This is a genomic window from Streptomyces sp. VTCC 41912, assembly GCF_045799175.1.
GTDB classification, from domain to species: domain Bacteria; phylum Actinomycetota; class Actinomycetes; order Streptomycetales; family Streptomycetaceae; genus Streptomyces; species Streptomyces albulus_C.
In genome coordinates this window covers 64,843-77,197 of record NZ_JBJMAB010000032.1, presented here as the reverse complement: position 1 = coordinate 77,197, position 12,355 = coordinate 64,843, and the positions used below count along the sequence as shown (strand labels likewise).

Here is a 12,355-nt window from a genome sequence, read left to right as displayed (position 1 = left end):
AGGAGTGTCCGGGCGATGGTGCCTGTGCGGTGCGGTGCGGGACGGTGCGGGACGGTCCGGTCGGGCCGGGGTCAGGTCGGGTCGGTCACCACGGTGAGGTGACGGGGCGGGGGTTGGACGCGGGTCAGGTCCGCTTCCAGCAGTACGGTGTCGGCTTCGCGGGCGACTTCGCGGAAGCCGGCGAAGCGGTACGTCACGAACATCATGCGGTTGCGGCCGGTCTCGACGAACTCGGCCTGGAGTCGTGCCTTGTTGTCGCGGGCCAGGGTCATGATGTGGTTGAGCAGGACCGCGCCGACGCCGCGGGACATGACGCGGCAGGACATCAACAGCAATCGCAGCCTCCAGACCGTCTCGCCGGTCTCGATCAACGCCAGCCCGATCTTCCCGTACGGGCCGAAGCGGTCTTCGAGTTCGGCGACGAGCAACAGGTGGTCGGGCGACTGGCACAGTACCTTGAGTTCCTCGTAGGAGTAGGTCCTTCCGGTGGAATTCAGCTGATTCGTACGGATGGTGAGTTCCTCGGCCCGTTGGAGGTCTTCTTCCGCCGCGGGGGTGAGGGTGAAGACCATGTCGAGGGTGGCCAGGAAGTCCTCGCCGGTGGCCGTTGCCGCCTTTTCCGCCTGGTCGCGGGCGAGGCCGCTTTGGTACATCGCCCGCCGATGACGCGATTCGTCGGTGCGGAAGCGTGGCTGGAACTCTTCCCATTCCGTGAGGGCGGTGGCGGCCTCGCCGGCGTCCACGCACAGCACGTGGGGGTGGCGGAAGGCGACCTCTTCGCGTTCGAACGGCTGGTCGTCGACGAAGGCGAGGGAGTCCACGCCGATGTTGAGGGCACCGGCGATCTCCGCGATCGAGGCGGACTTGGGGTTCCAGTTGATCTGGGGGTGGAGGAAGTAGTCGGCCAGGCCGCACCGCGTGAGGACGGCCCAGGCGGCGTCGTGGTCGTTCTTGCTGGCGATGGACTGCAGGATGCCCCGGGCGTCGAGGGCCTCGATCAGCGCGACGAGGTCCGGTCGGGGGGTGACGTCGCCGTCTTCGAGGAGGACGCCGTCCCAGAGGGTGTCGTCGAGGTCCCAGACCACGCATTTGACCCGGCCGCGGGGCGGCTTGTCGCGCGGGGTGTCGCGTCGGCCGCCGGGCACGGCGGTGCCGGGTGTCCGGCTGCTCATTTGTACGCCTCCTCCGCGATCTGGACCTCCTGGATCTGGGTGCTGCCCTCGATGATCTCCATGACCTTGGCGTCGCGGTAGTACCGCTGCACGGGGTGGTCGGTGGAGCACCCGGCGGCGCCGTGGAGTTGGACGGCGTCGGCGGCGGCGCGACTGGCGGCGGTGGCGGCGAAGTACTTGGCGATCCAGGTGGCCATGATGGTGTGCGGGTCGTTGTCGTCCTTGAGCCGGCCGGCTTCCCGGCACAGCAGGCGGGCGGCCCGCACGTCGGTGACCATCCGGGTGAGCATCTGGCGCACGAGCTGGTGGTCGCCGAGCGGGGCGGGGCGGTTGCCCTTCCGGCCGGTGTGGCCGGCACTGGCCTCCATGCAGGCTTGGAGGATGCCCACGCAGCCGCAGGCGACGCTGTACCTACCGATGTCGAGGACGCCGGTGAGGACGGTGGCGAGCGCGAAGCCCTCCGGGCCGAGCACCGCGTCCGCGCCGAGGAGGCAGCGGTCGAAGTCGATCTCGGCGAGCATGCTCGCCGTGGTGCCCAACATGCCGGTGCGCGGGCGGATGGTGAGGCCGGGGGTGCCGCGTTCGACGAGGAAGGCGGTCACGCCGCGTTCGGTGCGGGCGAAGACCAGGAGCAGGGTGGCGAGTTGGCCGCCGGTGATCCAGCGCTTCTGCCCGTCGAGGAGGTGGCCGGATGTGTCGCGGGTTGCGGTGGTGGCCAGTTGGGCGGCGTCGCTGCCGCCCTCCGGTTCGGTCAGGCAGAACGCGCCGAGGGCCTGGCCGCTGGCCAGGCGGGGCAGCCACCGTTCGCGTTGGTCCGCGCTGCCCCAGCGGGCGACGGCATGGGCCACCATCGAGTGCACGGTGAGCAGACTGCGCACGGAGGAGCAGCCGCGGCCGACCTCCTCGTGCAGGGCACCGAGGGTGACCATGTCCATCCCGGCGCCGCCGACGTCGGTGGGCAGGATCGCGCCCCACCACCCCAGTTCGCCGAGGCGGGCCAGCATCTCGTCGGGGACGCGTTCGTCGCGGTCGAAGCGGTCGGCGTGCGGGGCGATCTCGGCGTCGACGACGGCACGGAAGGCGGTGGTGTCGGGTGACGGGTCAGGCATCCGGCCGGGTTCCCGTCAGTCGTTCGACGAGCTTGGTCATGGCCGTCACGGTGCGGAAGTTGTCGAGTTCGAGGTCCTCGTTCGGTATCTGCACGGCGAAGTGCTTCTCGACGAACATGATCAGTTGAATGGTGAACAGGGAGTTGGCGATGCCGCGGCCGAAGAGGTCCTCGTCGTCGGCGATCGTCAGGTTGGGGAAGCTGTCGGCCAGGAACTTCGCGAGGTCGGAACGGATGTCGATCAACGGTCGGCCTCCCAGCCGTGGGACCCGTACGAGAAGAACCCCTGCTGGGTTTTGCGGCCGTGCAGTCCGGCGTCGACCATCTTCTTGAGCAGGGGGCAGGGGCGGTACTTGCTGTCGTTGAAGCTGTCGTGGAGGACTTCGATGCTGCGCAGGATGGTGTCGACGCCGATCAGGTCCGCGGTGGCCAGCGGGCCCATGGCGTGGCCGAAGCAGGAGGTGAAGACCGCGTCGACCTGTTCGGCGGTGGCGACGTTCTCGTGGACGAGGAAGGCGGCCTCGTTGATGGTGAGCATGAGGACGCGGTTGGAGACGAAGCCGGGCGAGTCGTTGACGACGATCGCGGTCTTGCCCATGGTGGCCAGCAGTTCCTGGGCGATCGCCACGGTGGTCGGCGTGGTGTGGTGGCCGGGGATCAGTTCCACCACTGGCTTCATCGGGACCGGGTTCATGAAGTGGATGCCCAGGACCTGGGGGGCGCGCCGGGTCAGGGAGGCCAGGCGGGTGATGGGGAGGGCGGAGGTGTTGGCGGCGAAGACGCAGTGCGCGGGGCAGACGTCGTCGAGGACGGGGTAGACCCGTTGTTTGATCTCCCAGCTCTCGGTCACGTTCTCGATCACGAAGTCGACGTCGTGGAGGTCCGCGTAGTCGGTGGTGAAGGTGATCGCCCGAAGGGCCCGGTCGGCGTCGACGGGGTCCTTGGTCGCGCCGACCAGGCGGCTCAGGCGCAGTTCGGTGCGTATGCGGATGGCGGTGGAATCCAGGATGTCCTTGCTGACGTCGATCAGCACGACGTCGTGACCGGCCGTCGACAGGCTCTGGGCCACTCCCCCGCCCATGATGCCCGCGCCGATCACCCCGACCCGACTCATGTCTGCCTCCTGTGGTGTCCGTGGGGGCCGACGAGGAGGGTGTCGGCCCGGTCTGCGTGCGGTGGGTTGCGGTGCGTCGGTGGATGGCTGTGTGGGTGTGCCGGTGGTGGTGCGGGTGGCGTCATGTGCGCTCCGTCCGGGGGGTCGGTTCGGTGAGGACGTCGGCGAGCGCGGCGACGGTGAGGTGGTCGAAGAGGGTCTGCAGGGTGAGGTGGACCTGGCAGGTCTCGCGGATGCGGGCGACGAGGGTGATGCCGAGGAGGGAGTGGCCGCCGAGGTCGTAGAAGTTGTCGTGGATGCCGACGGGTTCGACGCCGATGTGGTCGCGCCACAGGTCCACCAGGCGCTGTTGGAGGGGGGTCGTCGGGGCGACGTAGGGGGTGGCCAGTGGGGGTCGGGCGTGGGCCCGGGGCGGTGTGGCGGGCCGGGGGTCGGCGGGTTGGGGGCGCAGGGCCCCGACGTTGCCCATGAGGGCCGTCAAGTCCTTGGTGGCCACCACGACTTGGGGCGCCACGTCGCGGGCCAGGACCCGGTCGAAGGCGTCGGTGCCCTCGGCGGGGAGGATGCCGGTCTCCAGGTGGGCGCGGAAGGCGTTGTCCTCGTGCGCCGGGCCGGGCAGGTGCGGGTGGGAATAGGCGGGGACCTCGTCGGAGGTGCCGTCGCGCAGCGCGACCAGCTTGCTGTCCAGGGCGCGGGCCTTCTTCATGACGAAGTCCCCGACGGTCAGCAGGACATGGCCGTCCTCGTCGAGGAGGGTCACGTCGAAAGAGCGGGTCTCGTGCGGCGTGCCCGCCCGGTCGGTGCGCTGGGTCAGGAAGGTGTGGATGCGCGGCGGCAGGGGGGCGTGCATCTCGATGGTGCGGTAGCGCAGCGGCATGAGGTAGTCGCGTTCCAGGTACAGGCTGACGAGTCCGGTGGCGACGTCGAGGAGGAAGGGGTGCAAGCCCAGGGCGGTGACCTCGTCGGTGTAGGGCTCGGGCACGGCCAGGCGGGCCAGGACGTGCCCCTCCCCCGTCCAGACGCGTTCGACGCACCGGGAACGCGGTCCGAAGGTCATCGGGCCGTGGTGGGTGACGGGTCCCGCGTCGCGGAGGGCGTGGCGCGCCAGCAGGTCGGGGACGGCCTGCGGCGGTGCGTCGGCGGGCCGGGGCGGGGCGGGCCGGACCCGGCCGGTGACGTGTTCGGTCCAGTGCGGACCGCCGGTGCCCGGGTGGTCGGCGCGGCTGGCGACGGAGAACTGGTACGCGTCGTCGTGCCGTTCCAGGACGACGTGGACTTCGCGTGCCCGGCCGTCGCCCAGGACGACGGGGGCGAGGAAGAGGACGTCGTCGAAGTCGACCAGTTCGCCGTGGCCTTGGTCGGCCATGGCGGCCCGCACCATCTCCAGGTACGCGGTGCCGGGGATGACGGGGTGGCCGAGCATGCGGTGTTCGTCGACGAGCCAGTCGTCGGGACTGGTGAACCGCGTGGCGTAGACCGCGAGGGTGGGCGTGGTGGCCAGGCAGGTGTGCAGGAGGGGGTGGCCGACGGGGCGGGGCTCGGCGTGGGGCGGGGCGGTGGGGGTGAGGGTGTTGACCGCCATGCCCACTTCCTGCCAGGCGTCCCAGTTGACCGCGACCGTGTGCGGGCCGTCGGCGGTGCTGCGGTACTGGGCGTAGGCGTCCAGGAAGGCGTTGGCGCTGCAGTAGTCGACCTGGCCGAGTCCGCCGCTGAAGGCGATGGTGGACGAGCACAGCAGCAGGAAGTCCAACGGGGTCTCGCGCAGCAGGGCGTCGAGGACCAGCGTGCCGTGGACCTTGGGGGCCAGTACGGCGTGTGCGGTGGCGGGGTCCTTCAGCTGCATCAGGCCGCCGCCGGGGACGCCGGCGGCGTGGATGACGCCGTCGAGCGGGCCGAACCGCTCACGGGCGGTGGCCAGGGCCGCGCGCATCTGGGGCGCGTCGGTCACGTCGGCGGTGAGCACCAGTACCTGCGCGCCGAGTCGCTCCAGGGCGGTGACTTCGCGGATCTTGGTGGTGGTGGCGTCGTGGGCGTCGTGGGTGGCGAGCCAGTCGTCCCAGTCGTTCCGGACGGGGAGTGCGGAGCGTCCCACCAGGACGAGGCGGGCCCGGGCGGTGCGGGCCAGGTGTGCGGCGAGGGTGCGGCCGATGCCGCCGAGTCCGCCGGTGATCAGGTAGACGCCCTCCTCGCGGATGCGGGGCGGGCGGTGCGCGGCGGGCGCGAGGGGCAGCGGTTGCCAGCGGGGGGTGAAGCGGGTGCGTCCGCGGTGGGCGACGACCGGTTCGGCGGCGGGGCGGCGGACGAGTTCGGTGACGAGGCGGTCCAGGGCGCGGTCGGTGAGGTGGGGCTGGTCGGTGGCGGGGCCGACGTCGATGCTCTGGGTCGTCAGCCGGGGGTGTTCCTGCGGGGCGACCAGGCAGGGGCCGGTGACGGTGGCCTTTTCAGGACTGATTGGCTCGCCGTCGGTGACTTGGCGGAGCCCGTTGGAGACCACGGCCAGGTGGAGCGGGTCGTCGGTGCCGAGGGCGCCCCATGCCTGGGTGAGGGCGAGGAGGCTGGCGAAGCCGCGGCGCCGGTGGTCGTCGTACCGGTCGGGGCCGGGTGGTGCGGGGGCGTCGGCGGTGACGGTCCACAGGTGGGCGACGGTGTGCGGCAGGCGGTCGTGTGCGGCCAGGGTCCGCAGCAGTGCGTGGTAGTCCTCGGTGCGGTCCGGGTCGACGGTGGCGTGCCGGTCGTCGTGGTGGTAACGGGCCGCGGGCGCAACGGTGGTGACGTCGTGGCCGGTGCGGCGCAGGCGTCGGGCGAGGCGTTCGCCGAGGCCGAGGTCGTCGAGGAACAGCAGCCACCGCTGGGGGCGCGCGGCCAGTTCCTCGTCGTCGACGGGGGCCGGTGGTGCGGTGGAGGTCCAGGTGGGGACGGAGAACCAGTCGGCGAGGTCGGGGAGCTTGCGCAGCGCGTCGGTGGACGCCGTCGTCGGTGCCTGGGTGGCGGGTGGGCGGTGGGCGCCCTGGCCCGGGGTGGTGGGCAGGTCGATCCAGTAGCGCTGGCGTTGGAACGGGTAGGTGGGCAGGGGGACCCGCCCGGGTTCCGCCCCGGAGTGGACGCGCTCCCAGTCCGGTTCCAGGCCGGCCAGCCAGAGCCGGCCGAGGGTGGCCAGGAGGAAGGGGCCGGCGCCCTGGTCGTCGTGGGCGGCGGGCAGCGAGGACAGCGATGTGCGGCTGCCGCCGCCGTCCTCGGGCAGCAGTTGCAGTGCCAGGCTGCTGTACGCCTGCCCGGGCCCGACCTCCAGCAGGATGCGGTCCGGGTCCTGCCACAGTTGGTGGATGCCGCTGGAGAAGCGCACCGGCTGGCACATGTGCCGGGCCCAGTAGGTCGGATCGGTGGCTTCGGCGTCGGTGATCCAGGTCCCGGTGACGTTGGAGAGGTAGGGGATGCGGGGCGGGCGGAGGGTGAGGGTGCGGGTGAGCTCGGTGAACGGGGCGCGGGCCGGTTCCATCATCCGGGAGTGGAAGGCGTGCGTGGTCTGGAGTCGGCGGCAGGCGATCTGGTCGTCGGTGAGCCGCCGTTCGACCTCGGCGACCGCGTCGGTCGGGCCGGCCAGGACGGTCAGGGCGGGGCCGTTGAGGGCGGCGACGCACAGGCGGTCGTCGACGGCGCGGGCCTGTGCCTCGGGGAGCGACACCGCGAGCATCGCGCCACCGTCGAGGCCGTCGATGAGCAGTGCGCGCTGGGCGACGAGGTGGGTGGCGTCCTCAAGGGAGAGGACCTCGGCGACGCAGGCGGCCACCCACTCGCCGATGCTGTAGCCGATGAGTGCCTGCGGGGTGATGCCCCAGTCCCGCCAGAGCTGCGCCAGCGCCCACTCGACCATGAACGTGGCGGGCTGGGCGTAGCGGGTGTGGTGGAGTTCCGCGGCTCCGGGTGACGGCGGGGCGCCGCGGCCGAGCATCCTGCGCAGGTCGAGCCCGCCGCCGTGCGGGGCCGGGTCGTCGGGGGTGCGGTCCGTGGGGTAGAGCAGGGTGCGCAGGTCGAGGTCGAGGTGGGGTAGGAAGAGTTGGGCGCAGCGGTCGATCTCCCGGCGGAAGACGGGTTCGTGGGTGTACAGGTCGTGCGCCATGTGCGGGTACTGGTCGCCCAGGCCGGAGAACATGAAGGCGACCGGGCGGGTGCTGCGCTGGCCGGTGTGCTGCCGCAGCAGGCGGCGGGGGTCCCGGGTGGCGAGGGCCTCGGCGGCGTCGGCGGCGTCGCGGCAGACGAGGGCTTGGCGGTGGGCGAAGGGGGTGCGGCCGGCCTGGAGGGTGTAGGCGACGTCCGTGAGGTGCTGGTCGGGGGTCTCGCGCAGGTGCGTGGCCAGGCGGTCGGTGGCGTCTTCCAGGGCGGTGTCGGTGCGGCCGGAGAGCAGCAGGAGGTGCCAGGGCCGGGCGGCGGTGGGCACGGGGCGGGCGGGGGCCTCTTCGAGGACGGCGTGGGCGTTGGTGCCGCCGGTTCCGAAGGAGCTGACGCCGGCCCGGCGGGGGGTGTCGTCGGTCTTCCAGTCGGTGAGTTCGGTGCAGACGTGGAAGGGCGAGCCGACGAAGTCGATGTCGGGGTTGGGGCGGTGGTAGTGGAGGCTGGGCGGGATCCGGCGGTGGCGCAGGGCCAGGGTGGTCTTGATCAGTCCGGCGAGGCCGGCGGCGGCGTGCGTGTGACCGATGTTGGACTTGACGGAGCCCAGGGCGCAGTGGCCGGTGCGGTCGGTGCCGGCGCGGAAGGCGCGGGTGAGTCCTTCGACCTCGATGGGGTCGCCCAGTGCGGTGGCGCTGCCGTGCGCCTCGACGTAGCCGATGGTGCCGGGGTCGACGTCGGCCATCAGGTGGGCGGCGCGGATGGCGCGGGCCTGGCCGGTGACGCTCGGTGCGCTGAAGCCCACCTTGGCGGCGCCGTCGTTGTTGATGGCGGAGCCCTTGATGACCGCGTGCACCGTGTCCCGGTCCGCGAGCGCGTCCTCCAGGCGTTTGAGGACGACGACGCCCACGCCGCTGGAGCTGACGGTGCCTTGGGCCTGGGCGTCGAAGGAGCGGCAGTGCCCGTCGGGCGAGAGGATGCCTCCGGGTTCGTAGCGGTAGCCCTCGGTGTGGTCGGCCCGTACGGTGCTGCCGCCGGCCAGGGCGAGGTCGCAACTGCCGCTGAGCAGGGCCTGTCCGGCGAGGTGGACCGCCACCAGCGAGGTGGAGCAGGCGGTTTGGACGCTGACGGCGGGGCCGCGCAGGTCCAGTTTGTAGGCGGTGCGGGTGGCGAGGTAGTCGGCTTCGTTGCTGAGGTGGGTGAGCAGCCAGCCGGCCGCCTCGGTCAGCTCGGGGTGGGCCTGGAGGTGGCGCAGGTAGGTGTTCTCGTAGCATCCGGCGTAGACGCCGGTGGCGGAGGGGCGGCGGTCGTTGGCGTATCCGCTGTCCTCCAGGGCTTCCCAGGCGCATTCCAGGAAGACCCGGTGTTGGGGGTCGATGAGTTCGGCTTCGCGGGGCGTGATCTGGAAGAACTCCGCGTCGAACAGGGCCGGGTCGGCGAGGACGCCGCGGGCCTTGACGTAGTCGGGGTGGTCCAGGAGGGCCGGTGGGACCCCGGCTTCGGCGAGGGCGTCCGCGTCGAAGTGGGTGAGGGATTCGACGCCGTCGCGGAGGTTGTTCCAGAACTGGCCGACGTCGTCGGCGCCCGGGTAGCGGCAGGCCATGCCGACGATGGCGATTTCCAGTCCGGTGCTCATATCTCGGTGTCCTGCTGCCGGCGGCGCTGCTGGAGTTGTTGCGCCAGGCGCCGGTTGCCCGCTGCCGCGTCCTGTGCCCGGTCCGGTTCGGTGCGGTCGTCGGCGCGGGCCAGGTAGTCGGCCAGGGCGCCGACGGTGGGGCGGGCGAAGAGTTCCACGACGGGTACGTCCGTGCCGAGGGCGTCGTGCAGGCGCACCTGGAGCTGTCGGACGAGGAGGGAGTTGCCGCCGAGGTCGAAGAAGTGGTCGTGCGTGCCGACGCGTTGGCGGCCGAGCAGGTCGCACCAGATGGCGGCGATGCGGGTCTCCAGTGCCGTGCTGGGGGCGGCCGGCCGACTGGCGGTGGGGCGTGCCAGGCGGGTGGCGAGCGCGGCGCGTTGGATCTTTCCGGTGGTGGTGCGTGGGATGGCCGGCAGGCGGAAGAGGCGTCGGGGGACCTTGGGCGCGGCCAGGCGGGTGGCCAGGAACGCGGTCAGCTCGTCGTCCTCGATCCGGGTGGTGACGACGAGGGCGGCCGCCACTTCTTCCCCGAGGGTGGCGTGCGGGAGGGGGAAGGCCGCGGCCTCGGCCACGGCGGGGTGGGCCAGGAGTGCCTCTTCCACTTCCACGGGTGAGATCTTCGTGCCGCCGCGGTTGATGATCTCCTTGATGCGGCCGGTCAGGAAGAGGAAGCCGTCCTCGTCGAGGTGGCCCCAGTCCCCGGTGCGGAGCCAGCCGTCGGTGAAGGTCTGGGCGTCGGCCGCGGGGTTGCGGTCGTAGCCGGCGATGACGGTGGCGCCGCGGAGCACGATCTCACCGTTCTCGCCCGGGGGCAGGAAGTCGCCGTGTTCGCCCCGGATGGCGATCTCGTTGCCGATGGACACCCCGACCGAACCGGGTTTCCGGGTGGCGGGCGGCAGCGGGTTGCTGGTGACGATGGAGCACGCTTCGGTCATGCCGTAGGAGTCGATGACCGGTGCCTGGACGGCGCGTTCCAGCGTCCGGCGCAGGTCGGCCGGGAGCGGGGCCGAGGCGGAGCGGACGAAGCGCAGGGGCTGCCGGAGGGCGTCGGGGCGGGTCGCCAGGGCGCCGACGATCGCCTGGTGGACGGCGGGGACGGCGGTGTACCAGGTGGGGGTGAAGGCGGTCAGCCAGTCGGGGAAGGCGGTGGCGTCGAACCCTTCGGGGCACACGACGCTGGCGCCGGCCCACAGGGTGGCCAGCAGCGGGCTCATCAGTCCGTGTCCGTGGAAGAGCGGCAGCACGTTCAGGCAGCGGTCGTGGTCTTCGAGGTGGAGGCTGGTGGCGATGTTGCGGGCGGAGTGGCAGACGATGTCGTGCGTCTGCGGGACGAGTTTGGGGCGGCCGGTGGTACCGGAGGTGTGCATGAGGAAGGCGATGTCGGCGGCGCGCCCGGCGTCGTCGTCGGGTGCGGGTTGGGAGTGCGACCGGACGGCGGGGTTCGGGGGCGGTGCGGCGTCCGGGTCGGGGACGAGGTCGAACGTGCCGGCGGCGCCGTCGGGGACGGGGACGAGGTGGAGCAGGGTGCGGCCTTGGGCGCGGGCGACGGCGGCGGCCAGGGTGTCGGCGCCCTGTCGGACGATGACCGCGCGGGCGTCCATGTCGGTGAAGAAGGCGTCGAATTCCCGGGCCGTGCCGGCGGGGTCGAGTGGGGCGACGACGGCGGTGCGGGCCACGGTGACGAACGCCGCGGCGGCGTGCGGCCCGTGGGGCAGGGCGACGGCGATCCGGTCACCGCGCCCGATGCCGGCGGCGGCCAGCGCGCGTGCGGTGCGCTCGGCCTGCTGGTGCAGTGCGCGGTAGGTCAGGGCGGGGGCGTTCGGGCACAGGACGGCCGGTGCCTGCGGCCGGTGCCGGTTGTGGTGGTCCAGCAGGTGGCCGAGGTGGCGGATGCGCACGGCGCCAGGTTCCTGGGTGGTGGCGGCGTCCTTCGCAGGGGTCACGTGGAGTTCCTCTCGGACAAGGAGAGCACCGGCGGGCGGGGCGGCTGCGGTCCTGCTCGGTCCGCGGGCGGGGGTTCGCGCGGCGGGCCCGGGCTGGTGGCGCACCGCCCGCGCAGGCGTGCGGTCAGCCGCGCCAGGCGTTGTCCTTGGAAGGCGGCCGCCTTGACGGTGGCGTCCGCGGGCCGTGAGCCGCCCGCGGTGGAGTGCGCGGTGCCGTAGGGGTTTCCGCCGGCCGCCGCGACGGCGGGGTCGGTGTAGCCGGGGGGCACGAGGACCGCTCCCCAGTGGTGCAGGACGTCGTAGAGGGCCAGGAGGGCGGTTTCGCTGCCGCTGTGCGGGTGACTGGTGGTGACGAAGGCGGTGACGGTCTTTCCCGCCAACTCACCTGTGGTGCACAGGGGTTCGCAGGCGGCCAGGAACTGCGACAGGAGTGGTGCGACGAGGCCGGCGCGGACCGGCGCTCCGAACGCGACGGCGTCGGCCCAGGCGACGTCGGCGGGCGTGGCGGCCCGGGCACCGGTCGGCGTGTGGGCGGTGCCGGGCGGTGCGAGCGGGCGGAGCCTGACCTCGGCCTGTGCGGAGCGGGCTCCGTGGGCGAGGGCGTCGGCCAGGATGCGGGTGCTGGCGCAGTCGGGGTGGTGGAGGACGGCGATCCGGGTGGGGCGGGTGGTGCTGCGGGCGGCGCGGGAGGCGCGGGAGGCGGCGAGTTGGTGCGCGTAGTGGCCGATCCGGCGGCCCAGGGCGCCCGCGGCGCGCAGGTACGTGTCGGGGAGGGCGCCGTCGGTGGCCGGGGGTGCGCCGACGCCGTAGGGGTTGGCGCCGGCGGCGGTGAAGGAGCTGTCGGTGGGGTCGGCCGACATGATCAGCGTGCCCCAGTGGTACATGCTGCGGTACAGCGCGAGCAGGGTGGCTTCGCGGCCGCCGTGGGGGCTGTTGGCACTGGTCATGCCGGTGACCACGCGGTCGGCGAGGGCACCGGCGCGCCACAGGTCCGAGGTCGATTCGAGGAACTGCTTCAGTGCGGCGGAGACGTTCCCGAAGTAGGTGGGCGTGCCGAACACAACGCCGTCGGCCCACAGCACGTCGTCGTGCGTGGCGACCGGGACGGGGTGTGGTGCGCCCGGTGGTGGCCCCTTGAGTGCCCGGTCCTCGACGCGGCGCAGGCGCACGGTGGCGCCGCCTGCCAGCGCACCGTCCGCGGCGGCTCGGGCGAGCGCGTGGAGGGTGCCTTTCCGGCTGTGGTAGATGACCGCGACATGAGGGGCTCGCTGCATGATT

General features: G+C 72.5%; 7 protein-coding genes. All 7 read right to left on the bottom strand.

Annotation, left to right across the window (positions count from 1 at the left end; all coding sequences use genetic code 11):
• Positions 1 to 71: 71 nt before the first annotated feature.
• Positions 72 to 1,172, bottom strand: a complete 1,101-nt coding sequence (locus ACJ6WD_RS31620) for an HAD family hydrolase (RefSeq protein ID WP_233659122.1) — start codon at positions 1,170 to 1,172, stop codon at positions 72 to 74.
• Positions 1,169 to 2,281, bottom strand: coding sequence for an acyl-CoA dehydrogenase family protein (locus ACJ6WD_RS31615; protein WP_407617035.1), 1,113 nt, complete (start codon positions 2,279 to 2,281; stop codon positions 1,169 to 1,171). The genes ACJ6WD_RS31620 and ACJ6WD_RS31615 overlap by 4 nt, the downstream gene beginning before the upstream one ends.
• Positions 2,274 to 2,525, bottom strand: a complete 252-nt coding sequence (locus ACJ6WD_RS31610; RefSeq protein ID WP_016575864.1) for a phosphopantetheine-binding protein — start codon at positions 2,523 to 2,525, stop codon at positions 2,274 to 2,276. The genes ACJ6WD_RS31615 and ACJ6WD_RS31610 overlap by 8 nt, the downstream gene beginning before the upstream one ends.
• The gene (locus ACJ6WD_RS31605) at positions 2,522 to 3,394 is read right to left on the bottom strand and encodes a 3-hydroxyacyl-CoA dehydrogenase family protein (protein ID WP_331249807.1); all 873 of its coding nucleotides are present in this window, start codon (positions 3,392 to 3,394) and stop codon (positions 2,522 to 2,524) included. Before ACJ6WD_RS31605 ends, ACJ6WD_RS31610 begins: the two co-directional genes overlap by 4 nt.
• A 121-nt stretch (positions 3,395 to 3,515) precedes the next feature.
• The gene (locus ACJ6WD_RS31600) at positions 3,516 to 9,134 is read right to left on the bottom strand and encodes an SDR family NAD(P)-dependent oxidoreductase (protein ID WP_407617034.1); all 5,619 of its coding nucleotides are present in this window, start codon (positions 9,132 to 9,134) and stop codon (positions 3,516 to 3,518) included.
• Complete coding sequence (locus tag ACJ6WD_RS31595; RefSeq protein ID WP_407617033.1) at positions 9,131 to 11,077, bottom strand: non-ribosomal peptide synthetase; 1,947 nt, start codon at positions 11,075 to 11,077, stop codon at positions 9,131 to 9,133. The genes ACJ6WD_RS31600 and ACJ6WD_RS31595 overlap by 4 nt, the downstream gene beginning before the upstream one ends.
• Positions 11,074 to 12,351 (bottom strand): flavodoxin family protein, encoded by a 1,278-nt coding sequence (locus ACJ6WD_RS31590; RefSeq protein ID WP_407617032.1) that lies wholly within the window; start codon positions 12,349 to 12,351, stop codon positions 11,074 to 11,076. Before ACJ6WD_RS31590 ends, ACJ6WD_RS31595 begins: the two co-directional genes overlap by 4 nt.
• Between the last annotated feature and the right edge of the window lie 4 nt (positions 12,352 to 12,355).

What these genes read in the sequence shown, in the direction of transcription:
- ACJ6WD_RS31620 (WP_233659122.1), bottom strand. Translation starts at nt 1,172, where the DNA reads ATGAGCAGCCGGACACCCGGCACCGCCGTGCCCGGCGGCCGACGCGAC.
- ACJ6WD_RS31615 (WP_407617035.1), bottom strand. Translation starts at nt 2,281, where the DNA reads ATGCCTGACCCGTCACCCGACACCACCGCCTTCCGTGCCGTCGTCGAC.
- ACJ6WD_RS31590 (WP_407617032.1), bottom strand. Translation starts at nt 12,351, where the DNA reads ATGCAGCGAGCCCCTCATGTCGCGGTCATCTACCACAGCCGGAAAGGC.
- ACJ6WD_RS31605 (WP_331249807.1), bottom strand. Translation starts at nt 3,394, where the DNA reads ATGAGTCGGGTCGGGGTGATCGGCGCGGGCATCATGGGCGGGGGAGTG.
- ACJ6WD_RS31600 (WP_407617034.1), bottom strand. Translation starts at nt 9,134, where the DNA reads ATGAGCACCGGACTGGAAATCGCCATCGTCGGCATGGCCTGCCGCTAC.